Origin of the sequence: Paucibacter sp. XJ19-41 (assembly GCF_028462495.1) — a bacterium.
Classification (GTDB): Bacteria; Pseudomonadota; Gammaproteobacteria; order Burkholderiales; family Burkholderiaceae_C; genus Roseateles_E.
The window spans coordinates 17,901-38,914 of record NZ_JAQOWX010000049.1 but is presented as its reverse complement, the minus strand read 5'-3'; the positions used below and the strand labels follow the sequence as shown (position 1 = coordinate 38,914).

The window sequence follows — 21,014 nt, the reverse complement described above, 5'->3', positions numbered from 1 at the left end:
GGCGCAGCCCGCACCGATGTCGCCGCGCGCCCAGGCCGAGGTCGGCAGCTTGAGTGCCCGGCTGCGTCCGCGCCCGGTGGTGATCGACGAGCGCGGCGAGGCCGACGAGCCGCCGCCCTGGCTGGATGCGCCGCCCGCCGATGAGGAGGGTGGTGCGGTGGTGCAGGCCGGCGGCGACGAGTCGGCCGAGCCGGGCGAGTCCGCCGGCCATGGCGGCGTCTACGCCTCCACCGCCGGCAGCGATGTGCAGCTGTCACCGACGCCGCTGGGCGAGCGCTGGGCCGGGCTGGTCAAGCGCCTGAGCCTGGTGGCGCTGGCCCGCGAGCTGGCGCTGCAGGCCGAGTGCGTCGGCTTCGACGAGCAGGCCGAGACAGCGCTGATACGGCTGAAGGTCGAGCGCGAGTCGCTGCGCCAGCCGGCGCTGAAGGACAAGCTGCAGGCGGCGCTGGCTGCCGTGCTGGAGCGCCCGGTGGCCATCGAGGTCGAGCCCGGCGTGGCACAGGACTCGCCGGCGCTGCGCGATGCCGCGGACGTCCAGGCGCGCCAGCGCCAGACCGAACAATTCGTTTTCCAAGACCCGCTGGTCCAGCAACTGCTGGCCCAGTTCAAGACGGCGCGCATCGTGCCCGGGTCGATCAAACCCCACTGAACACCTTTAGGAGATACGCACATGATGAAGGGTCAACTCGCCGGCCTGATGAAGCAGGCCCAGGCCATGCAGGACAACCTCAAGAAGGCACAGGACGAGCTCGGCAATATCGAGGTCGAGGGCCAGTCGGGTGCCGGCCTGGTCAAGGTCACGATGACCTGCAAGCACGAGGTCAAGCGCCTGACCATCGATCCCAGCCTGCTGGCCGATGACAAGGACATGCTGGAAGACCTGGTCGCCGCCGCCTTCAACGACGGCCTGCGCCGCGCCGAGGAAGTCAGCGCCGAGAAGATGGGCAAGCTGACCGCCGGCATGCCGCTGCCGCCCGGCATGAAGTTCCCCTTCTAAGCCCTTGACCGCACTCGACGATCTGATCGAGGCGCTCAAGCGCCTGCCGGGCGTGGGCCAGAAATCGGCCCAGCGCATGGCCTACCACCTGCTGCAGCACGACCGCGAGGGCGCGCGCCGCATGGCGGCCTCGCTGACCGCGGCGATGGCCCAGGTGGGCAACTGCCAGCGTTGCCATACCTTCAGCGAGGCGCCGATATGCGCGATCTGCGCCGATGCCCAGCGCGACGCACGCCTGCTGTGTGTGGTCGAGAGTCCGGCCGACCAGGCCGCGCTGGAGCGCACCGGCTCCTACCGCGGCTACTACTTCGTGCTGCAGGGCCGGCTGAGTCCGTTGGACGGCCTGTCCACCCAGGCCATCGGTGCCGAGCAACTGTTGCTGCGCGCGGCCGAGGCGGCGGTCGAGGAGGTGATCCTGGCCACCAGCTTCACCGCCGAGGGCGAGGCCACCGCCCATGTGCTGGCCGAGGCGCTGCGCTCGCGCGGCATCCGCGCCACCCGGCTGGCGCGCGGCGTGCCGGTGGGCAGCGAACTCGAGTATGTGGATCTGGGCACCATTGCCCATGCTTTGACCGATAGGCGCTGAGCGAATGACTGTTGCCAACTACTGCATCATCGCGGCCTGTGTGCTGCCCATCCTCTGCGCCGGCGTGGCCAAGTCCAAGGGCTTCGGCAAGCCGCGCCGCGACGGTGGCTTCGACAACCACAATCCCCGCGCCTGGCTGGCCGGCCTGTCGGGCTGGCAGGCCCGCGCCAACGCGGCCCAGGCCAACAGCTTCGAGGCCTTGCCGCTGTTCATTGCCGGTGTGCTGGCGGCGCAGCAGATGGGGGCGGTGCAGGAGCGCATCGACATGCTGGCGCTGTCCTTCATCACCTTCCGCCTGGCCTATATCGGCCTGTACCTGGCCGACCAGCCGAATCTGCGCTCGCTGGCCTGGTTTGCCGCGCTGGGCAGCGCGGTGGCCTTGTTCTTCGCCTGATCGATCGGCGCTGTGATCAGCCCTGTGATCAGCGTTTGGCTGCCTTGCGCGCCGCCGAGGCCACCCGGGTGCTCTTCGCGGCCGGGCGGCCCGCCTTGACGGCCTTGGCCGTGCGCGCCGCTGCGGCCACACGCTGGCTGTTGGGCGTGTAGACCACCAGGGTCTGGCCGGGCCTGAAGGCGGCCTTGGCCGAGACCTTGTTCCACTGCGCGACCTGGCTGGCACTGACCTTGTAGCGCTGCGCGACGCTGGCGACGGTCTCACCCTTGCGGGCCTTGAAGCTGACACGGCGCAGCGCCGGCACATCGGGCGCGAGGCTGATGCTGGCGTTGTCGGCCAGATGTTCGGACACATCCTGGTTGCGCTTGGCGCTGCGCGGCACCAGCAGGGTCGAGCCCTGGCGCACCAGCATGCGCGGCGGGATCTTGTTGATCTCGCGCCGCGCGGCCTCGCTCATGCCGCCCTGCGGGGCGGCATCGGCCGGCTTCATCGTGCGCGGCACCACCCAGGCGGTCCAGCTTGCCATCGCGCCACGGTGGGCGGCGAGATTGCGGGCAAAGGCGTCGGCGTTGTCGTAGGGCAGCAGCACCTGCTCGGTCGCTGCGGCCAGCATCACCGGCTTGTTGACCTGCGGGTTGAACTGCTTGAACTCATCGACCGTCATGCCGGCAAAGCGAGCGGCGACATCGACATCGATGTCGCGGTCGATATTGACGCTGAGGAAGTAGGGGTGGTTGGCGATCTCGGGCAGGGACAGCGCAAAGGCCTCGGGGCGCAGCACGATGTTCTTGACCGCCTGCAGCTTGGGCACGTAGTAGCGCGTCTCGTCGGGCATGCGCAGGCTCTCGTAGTCGGTCGGCAGGCCGGCGCGCTCGTTGCGCTTGATGGCGCGCTGCACATTGCCCTGGCCCCAGTTGTAGGCCGCCAGTGCCAGATGCCAGTCGCCGAACATGGTGTGCAGACGGCCCAGGTAGTCGAGCGCGGCGCGGGTCGAGGCCAGCACATCGCGGCGGTCGTCGCGGAAGATGTTCTGGCGCAGCTCGAAATCGCGACCGGTGGCCGGCATGAATTGCCACATGCCCGAGGCCTTGGCACTGGACAGGGCTTGCGGATTGAAGGCGCTCTCGATGAAGGGCAGCAGGGCCAGCTCCATCGGCATGCCGCGCTTCTCGACCTCGACGACGATGTGGTAGAGGTAGCGGCCGCCGCGCGTGGTCATGCGCGCCACATAGTCGGGGCGCTGGCTGTACCAGGCCTCGGCACGGCGCACCAGATCGTTCTCCAGCGTGGGCATCGCAAAGCCGCCGCGCACCCGTACCCACAGATCGGCCTTGGCCTTGGCGTCGTTCAGGTCGACGGTGACGCCGGGCTGCAACGCGTCCTCGACCTGGGGCAGAGCGGCGAGGGTGCCGGGTGCCGGCGACTCGGCCACCGGCGCGGCGGTCGCTGCGGTGCTGAGCTGCGGAGCCGGGGCGGCAGACTCCATCGGCGGCAGCGGGGTGCTGGCGCAGGCGCCCAGCAGCAAGGCCAGCGCCAGCGTGGAGAGTGTGGGCGGGGGGGTGTTGATCATCATCGGAAGTCGTTTTTCCATTGCCGCAGGGTGGCGAACACCGCAACAGGGTCGGTGTCCAGGAGCTGCGGCTGGTAGGCCAGGGCGGCGGCCCGCACGGCGGGCTGGTCGCAGCGCAGAAAGGGGTTGATGGCTTGTTCCTGACCTATGGTCGAGGGCAGGGTCGGCAGATTGTCGTGGCGGCGGGTCTCGCACCAGGCCTGGTAGTCGAGCAGCGCCGGATTCGCGGGCTCTATGGTCCGCGCAAAACGCAGATTCGACAAGGTGTACTCATGCGCGCAGCAGACTCGGGTGTGACCGGGCAGCGCGGCCAGCGCCTGCAACGAGGCCTGCAGCTGCGCCGGTGTGCCCTCGAACAGGCGGCCGCAGCCGCCGGAGAACAGCGTGTCGCCGCAGAACAGCAGGGGTGCGCTGGCATCGCTGGGCGTCTCGATCAGATAGGCGATATGGCCGGCCGTGTGGCCGGGCACGTCGATCGCGCGGATCTGCTGGCCCAGCAGCTCGAAGCACTGGCCGCCGCTGCAGGCCTGCACAGGCCCCGGAATGGTCTCGCGCGCCGGGCCGAAGACGGGGCCTTGCAGGCGCGGCCGCAGGCCGGCCAGGCCGCCGACATGGTCGCCGTGATGGTGGGTCACTAGAATGCCGGCCAGGCGCAGCGAATAGTGGTCCAGGGCGCGCAGCACGGGTTCCGCCTCGCCGGGATCCACCACCAGGGCTTGCGCACCGTCGTGCAGCATCCAGATGTAGTTATCGGTAAAGGCGGGCAGTGCGACCAAATCCATGCAGCGAGTTCTTGTGACGCGTGAAGCCTCGATTGTAGAGTTGGCCGCCTGGCTGCAGACACCGCCCGGCCGTTATCTGCTGGCCTGGGAGCAGGCCCAGCTCGATGCGGCCGTGGTCGACCTGTTCGGTTTCCATGCGCTGCAGCTCGGCCTGCCCGAGCTGCAGGGGCTGCGCGCCAACCGCATGCCGCACCGCTGGCTGGCGCTGGACAATCTGGCGCAGAACGCGGCGGACTGGCATGCCAGCGTGCCGGCCGATGAGGAAGCGCAGGCCGGTTTCAGCCAGTTCGGCCTGGACACCCAGCTCGCCGACCGGGGCGTGGCGCTGTTCGGCGAGTTCGATGCGCTGCCCTTCGAGGCCAACAGCCTGGACCTGGTGCTGCTGCCCCACACGCTGGAGTTGGCGCCGGACCCTCACCGCACGCTGCGTGAGGTCGAGCGGGTGCTGCGGCCCGAGGGGCGGCTCGTGATCTCGGGCATCAATCCGGCCAGTGCCTGGGGGCTGCGGCAGAATCTGGGCCGGCTGGTGAACCGCCTGCCGGGCAGCGGCGAGCGGCTTTATCTGCCGCGCGCCGGCGATTTCATCGGCTACTGGCGGCTGCGCGACTGGCTGCGCCTCTTGAGCTTCGAGGTCGAGGGCGCACAGTTCGGCGGCTACTGCCCGCCGCTGCGCAGCGACAAATGGCTCAAGCGCTGGGATTGGCTGGAGGGCGTGGGCTCGCGCTGGTGGCCGGTGCTGGGCGCGGTTTATTTCCTCACTGCGGTCAAGCGCGTGCACGGCATGCGCCTGATCGGCCTGGCCCGCCAGCCGGCCCGGCCCGCCAAGGCGCGCGCCGCCGTGGCCTTGCATCAACATCACAAGCACCGAGAAGCGAACGAATGACGACAGAGAACAAGCCCGCCGCCACCATCCAAAAGCCGGTGGTGACGATTTACACCGACGGGGCTTGCAAGGGTAATCCCGGGCGGGGCGGCTGGGGCGCCTGGCTGAGCTCGGGCGGCCACGACAAGGAGATGTTCGGCGGCGAAGCCAACACCACCAACAATCGCATGGAGCTGACCGCGGTGATCGAGGCGCTGGCCTCGCTCAAGCGCAGCTGCAAGATCACGATCTACACCGACAGCGAGTACGTGCGCAAGGGCATGACCGAGTGGATCAGCGGCTGGCAGCGTCGCGGCTGGAAGACCGCCGACGGCAAGCCGGTCAAGAACGTCGAGCTCTGGCAGCGCCTGGACGCGCTGCGCAAGCTGCATGAGGTGGAGTGGCGCTGGGTCAAGGGCCATGCCGGCGACCCGGGCAACGAGCGCGCCGATGCGCTGGCCAACCGGGGCGCTGCCAGCGTCTGAATGCCGGCCGGGGGCGTGCGCTGTGCGCCCGGCGGGTGCTGTTGACGCCTCTGCCGCCGTGTTTCAGTGCCGTATTGCCGCAGCGCCGACTGCAACAACATGTGTTCGCCGCTACAGTGCGCGGTCGGAGAAAAATGCATGAGCTTCAAGAAACTACATAGCGTCGTTGCGGTTGTTGCGTTGGTCGGGCTCAGTGCGCTGGCCTATTGGTGGCAGCATCAGCCGGGCAAGGCCCAGGCGGCGGCCAAGTCCGGCCAAGCTGGCCAGCCGGGCGGGCGCGGCCCGCTCAGCGTCGAGGCCGGCCGGGTTCAGGTGCAGAGCCTGGCCGACGACGCGCAGGCGGTCGGCGCGCTGCGGGCGCGCCAGTCGGTGATGCTGCGGCCCGAGGTCAGCGGCCGCATCACCAAGCTCGGTTTCACCGACGGCCAGCGCGTGCGCCAGGGCCAGCTGCTGGTGCAGCTGGACGAGGCCTTGCAGGCGGCGCAGCTGCAGCAGGCCGAGGCCCAGGCCGGCATCGCCCGCACCCAGCTGCAGCGCAACCGTGAGCTGCTGGCCCAGAGTTTCGTCTCGCCCAGCGTGGTCGACCAGGCGGAGGCGACCCTGAAGGTGGCCGAGGCCCAGGTATCGCTGGCCCGGGCCCAGCTGGCGCGGCTGCAGGTGCGTGCACCCTTTGACGGCGTGATGGGCATACGGCTGATCAATCTGGGTGACTATGTGAAAGACGGCGCCGATCTGGTCAGCGTCGAGGATGCCTCGTCGATGTGGGTGGATTTCCGCCTGCCCGAACGTTTCGTGCCCCAGCTGCGCCTGGGCCAGGATGTGTCGCTGGGCCTGGATGCCTTGCCGGGCCGCGAGTTCAAGGCCCGTATCGAGGCGCTGGACAGCCAGCTGGACACGGCGGGGCGGTCGATGCTGGTGCGCGCGCGCCTGCTGGGCGACACCAGCATGCTGCGCTCGGGGCTGTTCGCCCGCGTGCGGGTGGTGTTCGCGCTGCGCGAGCAGGCCCTGGTCGTGCCCGAGGAGGCGCTGGTACCGATGGGCGGCAAGCAGTTTGTCGTCAAGCTGGTCGAGGGCGCCGATGGGCGCTTGATGACGCAGCGCGTCGAGGCGCAGCTGGGCATGCGGGTGCCGGGCAAGGTGGAACTGCTGGGCGGCGTCAAGGCCGGCGACCGGGTCGTGACGGCGGGGCAGGGGCCGCTGATGCGCGGCGAGTCGCAAGCGGTCAAACTGGTGGACCTGGACAAGCCGGCTGCCGCTCGCGCGCCCGCGCCGACCGCCTCGGCCGCCAGCCGCTAAGGAGGGTTGCCTCATGCGCATCTCTGAAACCTCGATACGCCGCCCCGTCTTTGCGACCGTGATGTCGCTGCTGCTGCTGCTGGTGGGCATCGTGTCCTTCGACAAGCTCTCGCTGCGCGAGTACCCGCGCATCGACGAGCCGGTCGTGACGGTCAGCACCCGGCTGGTGGGGGCTTCGTCGGAGGTGATCGAAACCCAGGTCACCAAGCCGATGGAGGACTCGATCGCCGGCATCGACGGCGTCGACATCCTGACCTCGATCTCGCGCTCCGAGCAAAGCCAGATCACGGTGCGCTTCAAGCTGGAGAAGAATCCCGACGATGCCGCCGCCGATGTGCGCGATCGCGTCTCGCGGGTGCGCGGCCGTCTGCCCGATGCGGTGGACGAGCCCATCGTCGCCAAGGTCGAGGCCGATGCGACGCCGACGATCTGGCTGGCCTTCACCAGCGAGACCCTGGACCCGCTGCAGATCACCGATCTGGTCAACCGCGTCGTCAAGCCGCGGCTGCAGACCGTGCCGGGCGTGGCCGATGTGCAGATCGGCGGCGATCGCAAGTATTCGATGCGCATCTGGCTGGACCCGGACCGGCTGGCCGCCTACAAGCTGACGGTGCAGGACGTCGAGGACGCGCTGCGCCGCCAGAACCTGGAGGTGCCGGCCGGCCGCATCGAGAGCCAGCAGCGCGAGTTCAATGTCACCGCGCGCACCGACCTGAACACGGTGGCGCAGTTCGCCGAGGTGGCGCTGAAGCAGGCCAGCGGCTTCACGGTGCGGCTCAAGGATGTGGCGCGCATCGAGGAGGCCGCCGCCAGCGAGCGCTCGCGCGTGCGGCTGAACGGTGTGCCCTCGGTGTCGTTGGGTGTGATCCGTCAGGCCACGGCCAATCCGTTGGATGTGTCGGCCGGCGTGCAGGCCATGCTGCCGCGCATCCAGCAGGACCTGCCGGACACCGTGACGGTGCGGCCGGCCAATGACAACTCCGTCTTCATCGACCGTTCGATCAAGTCCGTTTACACCACCATCGCCGAGGCGGTGGTGCTGGTGGCCCTGGTGGTGTTCGTGTTCCTGCGCACCTTGCGGGCCTCCATCATCCCGCTGGTGACGATCCCGATCAGCCTGATCGGCTCGTTCGCGCTGATGGCGGCCGCCGGCTTCACGATCAACACGCTGACCCTGCTGGCCCTGGTGCTGGCGATCGGCCTGGTGGTCGACGATGCCATCGTCGTGCTGGAGAACATCTTCCGCCATATCGAGGAGGGGCTGGAGCCCTTCCAGGCGGCGCTGAAGGGGGCCAAGGAGATCGGCTTCGCGGTGGTCGCGATGACGCTGACCCTGGTGGCGGTGTTCGCGCCGCTGGCCTTCACGCCGGGGCGCACCGGGCGGCTGTTCGTCGAGTTCGCGCTGACGCTGGCCGGCGCCGTCGTGGTGTCGGGCTTTGTTGCGCTGACGCTCACGCCGATGATGTGCAGCAAGCTGCTGCGCCACAACAGCAAGCCCACGCGCTTCGACACCGGCATGGAGCGGGTGCTGGTCTGGATCAGCGATCGCTATGCGGCCGCGCTGCGCTTCGCGCTGCGCACCCGCTGGCTGGTGGTGGCGGTGATGGTGGCCTCGGGCGCCTACAGCTGGTGGCTGTTCAGCCATGCGAAGAGCGAGCTGGCGCCGCTGGAGGACCGAGGCGTGATCTTCATGCCGATCAGCGCGCCGGATGGCTCGACCCTGGAGTTCACCGCCCGCTATCTGGATGCAATCGACCGGGTCGCGGCCGGCTATCCGGAGTTCGACCGCCGCTTCATGTTTGTCGGCGGCGCGACCGTGGCTCAGGCCACCGGCATCCTGCGCACGGTGGACTGGGTGGACCGCGATGTCAGCACCCAGGAGCTGGCGCGCCGGCTGCAGCCGCAGCTGGCCGGGCTGCCGGGGGTCAGCGTGTTCGCGGTGACGCCACCGAGCCTGGGCCAGGGCTTTCGCGAGCGTTCGATCAATTATGTGATCCTGACCAGCGACAGCTATGCCAATCTGGCCGGCGTGACCCAGCAGTTCATGGCCGCGCTGGCCAAGAACCCGGGCTTTGTGCAGCCCGACAACGATCTGCGCCTGAACAAGCCCGAGGTCTTCATGGAGGTGGACCGCGAGCGCGCGGCCGATCTGGGCGTCAATGTCGACCAGGTGGCGCGCACCGTCGAGACCATGCTGGGCGGCCGCAATGTGACCCGCTACAAGCGTGACGCCGAGCAGTACGACGTGATCGTGCAGACCGATGCGGTGGGCCGCACCACGCCCGACCATATCGAGAAGCTGTTCGTGCGCGGCCGTGGCGACGCGATGATTCCGCTGGCCAGCCTGGTCAAGGTGCGCGAGGCGGTCAGCCCGCGCGAGCTGAACCACTTCAACCAGCGCCGCTCGGTGGCCATCACGGCCAATCTGGCGCCCGGCTATGCGCTGGGCGAGGCGCTGGAGTTCATGGACGCGACCGCGCGCGAGATCCTGCCTATGGGCTACGCGACCGAGCTCAACGGCGTCTCGCGCGAGTTCCGCTCGTCCAGCGGCGCGCTGGGCCTGGTCTTCGTGCTGGCCCTGCTCTTCATCTTCCTGGTGCTGGCGGCGCAGTTCGAGAGCTTCATCGATCCCTTTGTGATCATGCTGGCGGTGCCGCTGTCCATGGTCGGTGCGTTGGCGGCGCTGCAATGGTCGGGCGGCACGCTCAATGTCTACTCGCAGATCGGCCTGATCACGCTGGTGGGGCTGATCACCAAGCACGGCATCCTGATCGTCGAGTTCAGCAACCAGCTGCGCCAGCAGGGCAAGGACGTGATGGAGGCGGTGATCGAGGCCTCGGCACTGCGCCTGCGCCCCATCCTGATGACCACCGGCGCGATGGTGCTGGGCGCGATCCCGCTGGCCCTGGCCAGCGGCGCCGGCGCCGAGAGCCGTCAGCAGATCGGCTGGGTCATCGTCGGCGGCATGAGCTTCGGCACCTTGCTGACCATCTTCGTCGTGCCGACCATGTACACGCTGTTCGCGCGCAAGAGCACGCCCGGCGAGATCACGACGCCGGCGCTGGCGTCCTGAGGGATCAATCGGCCCGCGGGCTGGCGTAGTCGCGCAGGCCGGCCAGGCTCAGTACCTCGATGCCGCGCCGGCTGATGTTCAGCAGTCCGGCGGCCTCCAGGCGCTGCAGCGCGGCATTGGCGCGCTGGCGCGAGATGCCGGCCAGCTGGGCCACCTCGACCTGGCGCAGGTCCAGGAACAGGCCCGGCTCCGGGTAGAGCTCGGGGTTGTAGAGCGCGGCCAGGCTGCGTGCGACCCGCGCCGTGCAGTCCAGCAGGCGCTGGTTGCACAGCTGGGCGATGAAGCTGCCCATGCGGGCGTTCATCAGGTGCTGCAGATAGTGGTTGAAGGGCAGGCTGGTGGCGCGCAGCCACTCGAAGGTCTCGCGCGGCAGCAGGGCCAGGTGCGAGTCGCGCAGGGCCACGCCCTCGTACTGCCAGCGGCCGCGCTTGATCAGTGTGCCTTCGCCGAACCAGCCGCCGGGCGCGGTGCCGATCAGCGTGGTCTCGCGGCCGTCGGGGCTGCCTACGCTCATCTTGCCGAAGCCGCTGATCAGCCCGACCCAATGCTCGGCCGGCTCGCCCATGCGTACCATCGCCTGGCCGGCCGCCACCCGGCGCTCGCGGCACTCCGCCTGCACGCGTTGCATCTCGGCGGGGCTGAGGTTGCGGCCCCAGATCGACTTCTCCAGCATCTCTTGCAAGCTCATGCGGCGATTCTAGGAGGCAGGCCCGGTACAGTTCGGCTCAGCCTCCAACATCACCGCAGCTATGACGAAGAATCAGCCCCTGATCCGATGGCACTCCATGTTCATGGGCGTGGCCCTGCTGGCCGCCGCGCGCTCCAAGGACGAACGCAAGCGCAACGGCGCCTGCATCGTCAGCGCCGACAACAAGATCCTGGGCGTCGGCTACAACGGCCTGCCGCGCGGCTGCTCCGACGAGGATGCCGGCTACTGGGCCGATGACGATTCGGACCCCTATCAATCGCGCCACAGCTACATCGTCCATGCCGAGGTCAACTCCATCCTGAACTGCGTCGTGCTGCCGCTGACCGGCAGCACGATCTATGCGACCCAGTTTCCCTGCCCGCGCTGCGTGCAGTCCATCATCCAGGTCGGCATCCGCCAGGTGATCTATCTGGAGAAGAAGCTGCATCACTCGCGGGCCAACGAGGCCGCCAACAAGATGCTGGCCGATGCCGGGGTTCATATCCATTCGCTCGAAGAGTTGGAGCCGCCGTCGGCGCAGTGGTCCGAGGCCTTGGCCGGTTTCATCACGCAGCAGGCGCTGGTCGATGGCGCGACCAAGGGCGCGACTTGAGCCGAATCAGCGGGTGAAGCGCCGGCTTTTTCTCGCTTAAGTTGCGCCGGCTCCCGGCATCATCCGAGCCATCAACCCGCCGGTTCGAGGAGTTCGACGATGATGATCCCGCTGCACCTGATTCCCGCCCAGAGCCGCCCATCACTGGAGTTCTTCGACGCCGGCGTCGCCGAGGTGCCCGACCTGGGCCTGTCGATTGCCGGCCCGGTGGACGGCGCCCAGCTGCAGGCCTTCCAGACCCTGATGCAGCAGGCCGGGCTGCGCCTGCAGCCGACCCGCATGCTCTACGACCGGCTCTACGCCTTCGAGCGCCTGGCCGATGCGCATGCGAGCGGCAATCAGGCCTTGCGAGAACTTGCGATGCAGTTGTTTGACAGCTATCAGCGCGCCGGCGAATGGATCGCGTTGATGCACTGAAGCGCCAGGCTTGGCCGCATTCACAAAGCGCCCCGCGAGGGCGCTTTTTCTATTGCCGAGCGCAGGGCTCAGAGCGCGGTCAGCCAGTCGCAGCGCAGCCGTCCCTGACGATGCAGGCGCCGGCGCGCCCGGGCATACCAGGTCGGCAGCAGAAAGGCCGCCAGGCTCAGCGGCAGCGCCACCCAGGCCTCCAGCAGCAGCAGGCTGGGCACGCTGATCCAGCCCAGCACCCAGCAGGTCAGGACCAGGTCCCAGGCCTGCGATTCCACCGGGTGGCGGCCGCCATGCAGGATCAGCCAATGCTTGACTTGGGTCAGTTGCTGCAGAGTCATGATCAAACTCCTCGCGCCTATTTTGTCAGCTTCGCGTCAGCTTGTTTATCGCTCAACTGCGGCTGAAAAGCCAGCGCTTTGACGCATTCGGGTCGACAAGGATCCGGTCTGCACGCCCAGCCCGATGCACATCGCCGCTGTTGTATTTGCGTGCATCGGCGCACGGCCTCAGTGCATGTCATCTGGCTTACATATCGCGTCGCCAAACTGTCACACGGAAAATTTGATCGAGCTGTGCTCATGGGCCACCCTTCGCGGGGCAGCGATGAGAGTTGTTTCAGGTCTTGCTGGCACCGTCTTTGCTATACGAGTTCGGGTAGATGAGGCACGAGCGTGGCGCTTTGCATCGCGATGGTGCAAGTTCGCTCGCAAAGGGAGCGAGCGAGCCGGGCAGCACAAACAGCAGCTTCTTTCAAGCCGTAGTTCCTCGGTGTGGGAAAACCGCGATCCCAAACGTTTGCGGTTGTCCTCGGCACTACATTTTTTGTTGGTTTTTGTTTGCAGGCGCCAGTCTGCGTTCACTTAGAGGTTGATCAGAATGAATAGCAAACGTTTGTTTTTTTCCAAAACCGCGCTGAGCGCGGCTGTTGCACTGCTGGTCGCTGCACCCGCAATGTCCCAAACTGCGCCTGCAGCCGATTCGAGCGAAGCGGCCCCCCGCGCTAAGGATGATGCCGTTCGTCTAGGTACGATCACGATCGTTGGCGAGGGCAACAAACTTGGCGCCGGTCAGATGCTGAATGAAGATGTGGCCAAGAGCCGCAGCACAGTCACGAAGGCGGCGGTCGAGAAGGATCGCGCCACGGGCAATCCTTACCAGGCTCTTGCACTTCTGCCCAGCATCAACTCCTTCAACCATGACGCCACCGGCTTGTTCGGCGGTGGTCTGTCGGTGCGGGGTTTCAACTCTGATCAATTGGGTTTCACGATCAACGGCGTGCCGGTAAACGACTCCGGTAATTTCGCGGTCTATCCGCAAGAGTACGTCGATCAGGAAAACGTTTGCACCCAGGGTGTGACCCAGGGTAGCCCTGATGCCGAATCGCCCCATGCTGGCGCGACCGGCGGCAATGTGAGTATTACCACCTGCGATCCTGAAGATAAGCGCCGTTTCCGCTTCGCTCAGACCTTGGGGCAACTGGACCTGACGCGCACCTATGTGCGTTTCGACTCTGGCCGTTTCTTCGACAACAAGATGAAGGTGTTTCTGAGCTACTCGCACACCCAGGCCGACAAGTGGAAGGGCAAGGGCAAGGCCAAAAAGGACCATATTGATGCGGCTTTCCGCTACGACATCGATCAGGACAATGTGATCCTCGGCTCGGTCGTCTACAACCGTGCGATCAACAACAACATCTACAACCCGAGCCTGAAGGAGTTGAATGACAACGGCTACAACTTCGACTACTCGACCACGATCAAGGCGCGCCCGGCCCCGGTGAACGGCACGGCCCAGACAGAAACCGCCAACTCGTTCGTCAATACGTATTACGACATGGCCCTGAACCCCTTCGAGAACGCGATCATCTCGGTCTCGGGCTCGTTCAAGGTGGCCGAAAACACCTACCTGAAGGTCCAGCCTTACATGTGGTTTGGCCTGGGCAATGGCGGCTGGTCGGAGCAGGCTCTTCGTGAATCGTCAAGTCTGATCGGCGGTGCTGTGGACATCAACGGGGACGGCGATACCCTGGACACTTGGCGTGTCGCCCGTGCCAGTCAGACCCGCACCCAGCGCCCGGGCGTTACCGCCGAACTCAGCACCACGCTGGGTGATCATTATCTGAAGGCCGGTATCTGGTATGAACGCGCCAGCCATCGCCAGACCCAGCCTGCCGTTCAGATCACGGATGCCGGCCGTCCCGCCGACATCTGGCTGAAGGACGGTTGCATCGACCGTGCCGACGGAACCTGCTACCAAGGCCGCAACGCGGACACGACCAGCACCGCTTATCAGGCATATCTGAGCGACAGCATCAGCTTTATGAATGATCGCGGCATGCTGAGCCTGGGCGTGCGTACGCCGCATGTGACTCGTGATGTGACGAGCTATGAAAATGAGGGTAGCACCGACCCGATCACTCGCGCCCGACTGCCGTCCTACAACATCAAGAAGTCCTTCAACGACGTGCTGCCGCAGGTCGGCGTGCGCTTCAACCTGGATCGCAACAACCAGGTGTTCCTGAGCGTCGCAAAGAATTTCAAGGCACCGGCCAACTTCGCTTTCATGGCTTCCAACGTGCGCGTTCTCAACAGCACTGTGGTCCCAATCGTCGATGTGAAGCCTGAGACGTCAATCATGACGGATGTGGGCTATCGTCTGCAGACCCGCATGGGTTCCTTGTCGGCCACGGTCTTCAACTCGGATTTCAAGGATCGCCAAGCCACGGCCTACGACCCGAACACCCAGGTTTCGACCTACCAGAACATCGGTAAGACCAACAATCGCGGCCTGGAACTGGAGGCTGGCTCGGCGCCGTTCTGGGGTGGTTTCACTGCGTACGGCTCGCTGACGCTACAGAAGAGCAAGGTGAAGGACGACTACGTGGTGTCTGCCACCTCGACGCTGCCGACCTCGGGCAAGCAGATGACGCTGACGCCCGAGCAGATGATCGGCGCGTCGCTGCAATACGCTACAGGCCCGTTCTATGCACGTCTTAAGGCCAAGTACACCGGCAAGCAGTACGCTACGCTGATGAATGATGAAGAAGTGCCTGCCTATACCGTCCTTGACCTGGACGGCGGTTACAACTTCGGCACCCTTGGCATGCTCAGCAACACGCAACTTCGCGTGAATATCAGCAACATCACCAACGAGAAGTATCGCAACCCGAGTTCCGGCACGGTGTCCAACGCTACTGCCTACCCCAACCGACCGGCGCAGAGCGTATTCTATTACCTGGGTGCACCGCGCTTCTTCTCGGTGTCATTGAGCGCTGACTTCAACTAAGCAAGTGGATCCGGGGCTTTAAGCCCCGTTTCATGCGCTGCCCACGAGGCGGCGCCTTTGCCGAGCCGCATGGTCAACCGCCATGCGGTTTTTCCATTGGTCGCGCGAGTCACAGCCCCTTGAACAAATGCGCAAACATGCGGCTGACTGCCAGCCGCTCCGGCCGGTCGCGCAGATGCCGGCTCAGCCTGCCGGCCTCGTCGCGCACCGCGCGGGTGATCGCCTCGGTGCGCACCACGACGCTGCGGTGCACCTGCCAGAACTGTTGCGCGTCGAGCTGGGGCAGCAGCTCACGCAGCGAGGCGCGTACCAGATGCTCCTTGTCGCCGGTGACAACGCGCACATACTTGTCGGCCGCCTCGAAATAGATCACCTCGCTGACCGGCACCATATGGATGGTCTGGCCGACGCTGACCTGCAGCAGGCGCAGCGGCTGGGCCGCAGCGGCCGGCAGCCCCAGCGCCTCGGGTACACCGGGTGCAGCCAGCAACTGGCGCAGCTGGGCCACCGCCGCCATCGCGCCGCTGTCGGCGGGGCGCTGTGGTGCCGACGATGCGGCCACGCGTTGCCGCAGGGCCGTCTGCAAACGGCTGCAGGTCTGCGCCAGGCGCTCGCGCTGCACGGGTTTGAGCACATAGTCCAGCGCAGCCTGCTCGAAGGCCTTCAGCGCGTACTGATCGTAGGCGGTCACGAAGACCAGCAGCGGGAAGGGCGTGCTGTTCTGATCGCCGTCGGGCCAGTCCTCGGCCAGCGCCTGCGCCACTTCCAATCCCGTCATGCCCGGCATGCGGATGTCCAGGAACAGCACCTGGGGACGCAGTCGCAGCGCGGCCTCCAGCGCGGCCTCGCCATGGGCGGCCATCGCAACAATCTGCAGCTCGGGCCACAGCGCGGCCAGGTCGGCACGCAGGCTCTCAGCCAGCAGCAGTTCGTCTTCGGCAATCAGGGCGGTGCAGGTGCTGTTCATGACTGGACTTCGGTGAAGGGGAGGGTGATGCTGACCAGAGTGCCGCCGCACTCGTCATGGGCCGGCTCGATGCGCAGCGCGGCGGCGCTGCCGTACTGGGTCGCCAGCCGGGCACGCACCTGCTCAAGGCCGAAGCCGGTACCCGTCGATGGGCCGGCCTGGCCCAGGCCGGCGCCGGTGTCCCGCACCTGCAGCAAGAGCTGACCCCGCTCGTGACTTGCCGCGCTGATGATCAGTTCGCCGCCCTCGATATGGGGCTCCAGCCCATGCTGGATGGCGTTCTCGACCAGGGGCTGCAGCAGCAGTGGCGGGATGGGCATCCCCGCCAGCTCCTCGGGCAGGATCAGCTGCGGCCGCAGCCGCGCGCCCATGCGCACCTGCATCAGGGCCAGATAGTCGGCCAGCCGCGCGAACTCCTCGCGCAGCGGATGGGCGCCGCTGCGCGAGGCGTTCAGTGTGGCGCGCAAAAAGGCGATCAGCTGGTCCAGCATGGCCTGGGCGCGCGTTGCGTCCAGCGCGATCAGCACGCGCAGATTGGCCAGGGTGTTGAACAGCATATGCGGCTCCAGCTGCGACTCCAGCAGGCGCAGCTGCATCTCGGCGGCCTGGCGGCGCGCCTGTTCGGCCTCGACCTGGCTGGCATGGAGGCGGCCGCGCGCATAGAAGAAGCCGGTGGCCACGATGGAGGCCAGCAGCGAGACCAGCAGCAGGCCGGCGATCTCACGCCAGTGGCTGTTCCACAGGCTGCGCGTGCGGTAGCCCAGGAGCTGGTCGGCCAGCCCGCTGCCCAGGCTGTAGGCCAGCGGCACGCTGAGCGCCACGCAGCCCAGCATCACCGGCCAGCCGGGCCAGTCGTGTTTATGCGCCTCGCAGCCGGGCCGCAACCGCCGCATCACGGCCGCGCTGAGGGCGCGCGAGGCATCGATCAGCGCCCAGCACATCAGACCTATCGTGATCGAGTAGACCAGGCTGGCCAGCAGATTGTTGCGTGAGAAGCCATAGACCAGCAGGCCGATGCCGGCCGAGAACAAGGTCGTGACGCCGGCCATGCGCAGCGGGTAGGGCAGGCGGCTTGAGAGTCTGTGTATCGAGGGGGGCAGCGGCATGGCGGCCATTGTCGAGCAGGTGAGGCCGACGATCGCCGGCGCTGCGACGACGCGCACGGAGCGGGCGCGAGCCGCACCGGGCGGGCGCGAGTGGCCCGGCGCCTCACGCACAATGCCGCCCATGCAAGCTTTTGTCCTGACCCCGCCCAGCGCCCCGGCGATCCCGCTGATCATCGACTCGCCGCACAGCGGCCAGCACTACCCGGCCGACTTCGGCAGCCGCCAGCCGCTGAGCGTCTTGCGCGAGGGCGAGGACGCCTTTGTCGAGCGGCTCTACGAAGGCGCGCACAGCCTCGGCGCCACGCTGCTGGCCGCGCAGTTTCCGCGTGCCTATATCGACCCCAACCGGGGCCTGGACGATATCGACCCGGCCATGCTGGACGCGGACTGGCCCGGCGCCGTCACACCCAGCCGCAAGACCGAGCTGGGCATCGGCCTGATCTGGCGCACGATGGGACAGGGCCGCGACATCTATGACCGGCGCCTGACGGTGGCCGAGGTGCAGGCGCGCATCCGCGACTGCTATCGGCCCTATCACCTGGCGCTGCGCCGCCTGCTCGACGACGCCTTGGCGCGGCATGGCCGGCGCTGGCATTTGAACGTGCATTCGATGCCCGACGACTCCTATGCCCAGCTGGGCCTGCCGGAGCGCCAACTGGCCGACTTCGTGCTGGGCAATCTGGACGGCGCGAGCAGCGACGCCGCGACCCTGCTGGTGCTGGCCGAGCCGCTGCGTGCGGCCGGTTATAGCGTGGCCTTCAACGAGCCCTTCAAGGGCGTGACCCTGATCCAGCGCTCCGGCAACCCGGCCGCGCTGTGCCACTCGGTGCAGATCGAGATCAAGCGCTCGCTCTATATGGATGTGGCCAGCCATCAGCCCAACGAGGGCTTTGCGCGCGCCCAGGCCGCGATCCAGGCGATGCTGGCGGCGCTGGCGCGGCACATCAGCGCGTAGGCGGGGTTTCGAGGGCCGGGTGCTCGCGCAGCGCCTCGCCCAGATAGTCGATGAACAGGCGCAGCGGCGCCGGCATCTGGCGGCGCTCGCGCCAGCAGGCGAAGAACTCGAGCGGCTCGGCCACGGCCTGGGCTTCGTCCTCAGCCAGGAACAGCGGCAGCAGCAGGCCCTGGCGCAGCGGCTCCCTGGCGACGAAGCTGCCGAGCCGGGCGATGCCCATGCCGCCGATGGCCAGCGCGGCCAGCGCGTCGATGTCATTGGCCAGGCAGCTGATCTTCAGCTCGGGCACGATGCGCTCGCCCTCGCGCGTGATGAAAGCCCAGGGCAGCAGCCGGCCGTCCACCGGCAGGCGAAAGCCCAGGCAGTCGTGCTCTTGCAACTGCTCCGGCCGGGTCGGCCGCCCGGCGCGCGCCAGGTAGTCGGGCGAGGCGCAGAACAGCATCGGCGCCGTCGCGATGCGCCGCGCGATCAGGCCCGGCTCCAGCTGGGCCCGGAAGCGGATGCTGAGATCGAACTCCTCGCGCACATGGTCGACGCTGCGGTCGGCCAGCGTCAGCTCCAGCTGGATGCGCGGATGGGCGCGCGCAAACGCAGGCAGCAGCGGCGCGATCAGATGCCGGCCGAAGGCCACCGAGGCGGCGATGCGCAGCCGGCCGCGCGGCTCGCCGCTGAAGGCGGTGACATCGGCGCGCGCCTGCTCCAGCTGGGCCTGCAGATCGCGCACGCGCTGGAAATAGAGCTCGCCGGCCTCGGTCAGCGCCAGTGCCCGCGTGCTGCGGGTCAGCAGCCTTGTGCCCAGCGAGGCCTCCAGCCTGGCGATGGCCTGGCCGGCCGAGGCCGGCGTGATGCCCAGCTGCCTGGCGCTGGCGGCGATGCTGCCGGCCTCCACGGCCTTGACGAAGGCGGCAATGCCGCTGAGGGTGTCCATGCGCCAGATTATGTTGGATCTTGGCTATTGATGGGGGCTCACTCGATGCTTTTGACATCGAGTGAGCAGGGCGCCGATGGGCTTATCAGCCAGGCCCTGCGTGCCTACAGTGGCGCCAATCCCATTCCATTCATGCCTACCTGACCACTATGAATCAGCCCACCCTGTCCAAGACCACGGCCGCACGCGGCCTGCCCAAGCGCTTCACGCCGGCGGTATTCGCCTTCTATATGGCCGGCATCATGGCCATGCTGATGTGCCTGGTCATCGTCGGCGTCAACACCGGGCTCGGCCCGGGCTATCTGAGCCGGGTGCTGGGCACTTATGCGCTGGCCTTTCCGGTGGCGTTCTGCTGCGTGATGCTGGTGCGGCCGCTGGTGTTGAGGCTGGTCGCCGCGACGGTGGCCGACTGAGCTCAGCGGCGCTTTTTCGTGCCACCGCCCAGGATGCTGCCCAGCACGCCGCGGATGATCTCGCGGCCCACGGTCGAGCCCATCGTGCGCAGCGCCGACTTGGCGGCCGTTTCGGCCAGGCCCTCGCGGCGTCCGCCGCGCGGGCCGGTGGAGCCGAACAGGATGTCCTTGAGACCGCCCATCAGGCCGCCGTCTTCTGCCGTCTGCCCGGGCTTGCCCTGGTTCGTCGCGGCCGTGGCCTCATCGGCCATCGTCGCCGCGGTACGGCCCTTGAGCTTCTCGGAGGCTGACTCGCGGTCCACCAGCTTTTCGTAGACGCCGGCCACCAGCGAATCCTTGATCAGCGCAACGCGCTGTTCGGCCAAGATCGGCCCGATCTGGCTGCCCGGCGGCAGCACGAAGACGCGCTCGGTGATGCCGGGCCGGCCCTTCTCGTCCAGCAGGCTGACCAGGGCCTCGCCGACCGCCAGCTCGGTGATGGCCGCGCCGATGTCCAGTCCGGGCTTGGGTCGCATGGTCTCGGCGGCCGACTTGACGGCCTTCTGGTCGCGCGGCGTGAAGGCGCGCAAGGCATGCTGGACCCGGTTGCCCAGCTGGCCCAGCACTGTGTCCGGGATGTCCAGCGGGTTTTGGGTCACGAAATAGACGCCGACGCCCTTGGAGCGCACCAGGCGCACGACCAGCTCGATGCGTTCGACCAGCGCGTCCGGCGCCTCCTTGAACAGCAGATGGGCCTCGTCGAAGAAGAACACCAGCTTGGGTTTCTCCAGGTCGCCGACCTCGGGCAGGGTCTCGAACAGCTCGGACAGCATCCAAAGCAAGAAGGTCGCGTACAGCCGCGGCGCGTTCATCAGCTTGTCGGCCGCCAGGATGTTGATCACGCCCTGGCCGGCCTCGGTCTGCATGAAGTCGGCGATGTTGAGCATGGGCTCGCCGAAGAACTTGTCGCCGCCCTGGGCCTCGATCTGCAGCAGGCCGCGCTGGATCGCGCCTACGCTGGCGGCCGAGACATTGCCGTACTCGGTGGTGAACTGCGCGGCGTTGTCGCCGACATGCTGCAGCATTGCGCGCAAATCCTTCAGGTCCAGCAGCAAGAGGCCGGCGTCGTCGGCGATCTTGAAGACCATCTGCAGCACGCCTTGCTGGGTCTCGTTGAGCGCCAGCATGCGGGCCAGCAGCAGCGGGCCCATGTCGGAGACAGTGGCGCGCACCGGGTGGCCCTGCTCGCCGAAAACATCCCACAAGGTGGTGGGGCAGGCGATCGGCGCGGGCGGCTCTATGCCGCGATCCTTCAGCACCGCCAGCAGCTTCTCGCTGGGCTTGCCGGTCTGCGAGATGCCGGTCAGATCGCCTTTGACGTCGGCCATGAAGACCGGCACGCCGAGCTTGGAAAAGCTCTCGGCCAGCGACTGCAGGCTGATGGTCTTTCCGGTTCCGGTGGCGCCGGTGATCAGGCCGTGGCGGTTCGCCAGCGCGGGCAAGAGCTGGCACTCGGTGGCCGCGTTGCGAGCCAGCAGAATCGGGTCGGCCATTGGGGTTCTCCAGGAGATATGGTGGCGGCGGCTAAAATCGCAGTCTATCCAACAAAACATGGAGCCGCCCC

21 protein-coding genes are annotated in these 21,014 nt (G+C 67.3%); 13 read left to right on the top strand and 8 right to left on the bottom strand.

The genetic code is table 11. From position 1 onward, the window contains the following. From PO768_RS14345 to PO768_RS14330, 4 genes are all read left to right on the top strand, one after another. Nucleotides 1-649: DNA polymerase III subunit gamma/tau C-terminal domain-containing protein (locus PO768_RS14345; protein WP_272646588.1), on the top strand; the 649-nt coding region annotated here is incomplete at its 5' end. A gap of 21 nt (nt 650-670) precedes the next feature. After that, a complete protein-coding gene (locus PO768_RS14340) occupies nt 671-997 on the top strand; it encodes a YbaB/EbfC family nucleoid-associated protein (RefSeq protein ID WP_137941818.1) in 327 nt (108 codons plus the stop codon). A gap of 4 nt (nt 998-1,001) precedes the next feature. Beyond that, nucleotides 1,002-1,583, top strand: a complete 582-nt coding sequence (gene recR, locus PO768_RS14335) for a recombination mediator RecR (RefSeq protein ID WP_137941819.1) — start codon at nt 1,002-1,004, stop codon at nt 1,581-1,583. Between the two features lie 4 nt (nt 1,584-1,587). Then, complete coding sequence (locus tag PO768_RS14330) at nt 1,588-1,977, top strand: MAPEG family protein (RefSeq protein WP_272646587.1); 390 nt, start codon at nt 1,588-1,590, stop codon at nt 1,975-1,977. A 28-nt stretch (nt 1,978-2,005) separates the two neighbouring features. Here PO768_RS14330 and PO768_RS14325 read toward each other — a convergent pair whose 3' ends face one another. Continuing rightward, nucleotides 2,006-3,547 carry a transglycosylase SLT domain-containing protein gene (locus tag PO768_RS14325; RefSeq protein ID WP_272646586.1) on the bottom strand — a complete coding sequence of 514 codons (1,542 nt, stop codon included), beginning with the start codon at nt 3,545-3,547 and terminating at the stop codon, nt 2,006-2,008. Continuing rightward, nucleotides 3,547-4,329, bottom strand: coding sequence for a hydroxyacylglutathione hydrolase (gene gloB, locus PO768_RS14320; RefSeq protein WP_272646585.1), 783 nt, complete (start codon nt 4,327-4,329; stop codon nt 3,547-3,549). Before gloB ends, PO768_RS14325 begins: the two co-directional genes overlap by 1 nt. On the opposite strand from gloB, the gene PO768_RS14315 reads away from it, so the two are divergent. The 4 genes from PO768_RS14315 (at nt 4,328) to PO768_RS14300 (ending at nt 10,045) form a co-directional block, all read left to right on the top strand. Further along, a complete protein-coding gene (locus tag PO768_RS14315; protein WP_272646584.1) occupies nt 4,328-5,212 on the top strand; it encodes a class I SAM-dependent methyltransferase in 885 nt (294 codons plus the stop codon). The two genes, gloB and PO768_RS14315, sit on opposite strands and share 2 nt — an antisense overlap. Further along, on the top strand, nt 5,209-5,676 hold the full coding sequence (rnhA, locus tag PO768_RS14310) for a ribonuclease HI (protein WP_137941824.1): 468 nt from the start codon (nt 5,209-5,211) through the stop codon (nt 5,674-5,676). The genes PO768_RS14315 and rnhA overlap by 4 nt, the downstream gene beginning before the upstream one ends. A 138-nt stretch (nt 5,677-5,814) precedes the next feature. Then, nucleotides 5,815-6,972, top strand: a complete 1,158-nt coding sequence (locus tag PO768_RS14305) for an efflux RND transporter periplasmic adaptor subunit (protein WP_272646583.1) — start codon at nt 5,815-5,817, stop codon at nt 6,970-6,972. 13 nt (nt 6,973-6,985) lie between these two features. Beyond that, nucleotides 6,986-10,045, top strand: a complete 3,060-nt coding sequence (locus tag PO768_RS14300) for an efflux RND transporter permease subunit (RefSeq protein WP_262969506.1) — start codon at nt 6,986-6,988, stop codon at nt 10,043-10,045. Nucleotides 10,046-10,049: 4 nt separating this feature from the next. Here the strand turns inward: PO768_RS14300 and PO768_RS14295 are convergent, their stop codons facing one another. Further along, nucleotides 10,050-10,733 carry a Crp/Fnr family transcriptional regulator gene (locus PO768_RS14295; RefSeq protein WP_269840526.1) on the bottom strand — a complete coding sequence of 228 codons (684 nt, stop codon included), beginning with the start codon at nt 10,731-10,733 and terminating at the stop codon, nt 10,050-10,052. Nucleotides 10,734-10,794: 61 nt separating this feature from the next. On the opposite strand from PO768_RS14295, the gene PO768_RS14290 reads away from it, so the two are divergent. Together PO768_RS14290 and PO768_RS14285 are read left to right on the top strand one after the other, a co-directional pair. Next, nucleotides 10,795-11,346, top strand: a complete 552-nt coding sequence (locus PO768_RS14290) for a deoxycytidylate deaminase (protein WP_262969504.1) — start codon at nt 10,795-10,797, stop codon at nt 11,344-11,346. A gap of 99 nt (nt 11,347-11,445) precedes the next feature. Next, a complete protein-coding gene (locus tag PO768_RS14285) occupies nt 11,446-11,763 on the top strand; it encodes a hypothetical protein (protein ID WP_262969503.1) in 318 nt (105 codons plus the stop codon). Nucleotides 11,764-11,831: 68 nt separating this feature from the next. Here PO768_RS14285 and PO768_RS14280 read toward each other — a convergent pair whose 3' ends face one another. Then, nucleotides 11,832-12,095, bottom strand: coding sequence for a hypothetical protein (locus PO768_RS14280; protein ID WP_272646582.1), 264 nt, complete (start codon nt 12,093-12,095; stop codon nt 11,832-11,834). Nucleotides 12,096-12,633: 538 nt separating this feature from the next. Between PO768_RS14280 and PO768_RS14275 the strand changes: the two genes are divergently transcribed. Beyond that, the gene (locus PO768_RS14275; protein WP_272646581.1) at nt 12,634-15,042 is read left to right on the top strand and encodes a TonB-dependent receptor; all 2,409 of its coding nucleotides are present in this window, start codon (nt 12,634-12,636) and stop codon (nt 15,040-15,042) included. 109 nt (nt 15,043-15,151) lie between these two features. Here PO768_RS14275 and PO768_RS14270 read toward each other — a convergent pair whose 3' ends face one another. Next, nucleotides 15,152-16,009 (bottom strand): LytR/AlgR family response regulator transcription factor, encoded by an 858-nt coding sequence (locus PO768_RS14270; RefSeq protein WP_272646580.1) that lies wholly within the window; start codon nt 16,007-16,009, stop codon nt 15,152-15,154. Further along, a complete protein-coding gene (locus tag PO768_RS14265; RefSeq protein ID WP_272646579.1) occupies nt 16,006-17,115 on the bottom strand; it encodes a sensor histidine kinase in 1,110 nt (369 codons plus the stop codon). Before PO768_RS14265 ends, PO768_RS14270 begins: the two co-directional genes overlap by 4 nt. Before the next feature lie 121 nt (nt 17,116-17,236). On the opposite strand from PO768_RS14265, the gene PO768_RS14260 reads away from it, so the two are divergent. After that, on the top strand, nt 17,237-18,070 hold the full coding sequence (locus tag PO768_RS14260; protein WP_269840521.1) for an N-formylglutamate amidohydrolase: 834 nt from the start codon (nt 17,237-17,239) through the stop codon (nt 18,068-18,070). Here the strand turns inward: PO768_RS14260 and PO768_RS14255 are convergent. After that, the gene (locus PO768_RS14255) at nt 18,060-18,998 is read right to left on the bottom strand and encodes a LysR family transcriptional regulator (protein WP_269840520.1); all 939 of its coding nucleotides are present in this window, start codon (nt 18,996-18,998) and stop codon (nt 18,060-18,062) included. The two genes, PO768_RS14260 and PO768_RS14255, sit on opposite strands and share 11 nt — an antisense overlap. Before the next feature lie 149 nt (nt 18,999-19,147). Here PO768_RS14255 and PO768_RS14250 point away from each other — a divergent pair, with 149 nt between their 5' ends. Next, a complete protein-coding gene (locus PO768_RS14250) occupies nt 19,148-19,411 on the top strand; it encodes a DUF2798 domain-containing protein (RefSeq protein ID WP_272646578.1) in 264 nt (87 codons plus the stop codon). 2 nt (nt 19,412-19,413) lie between these two features. Here the strand turns inward: PO768_RS14250 and PO768_RS14245 are convergent, their stop codons facing one another. Further along, on the bottom strand, nt 19,414-20,943 hold the full coding sequence (locus tag PO768_RS14245; protein ID WP_272646577.1) for a helicase HerA-like domain-containing protein: 1,530 nt from the start codon (nt 20,941-20,943) through the stop codon (nt 19,414-19,416). Nucleotides 20,944-21,014: the final 71 nt, after the last annotated feature.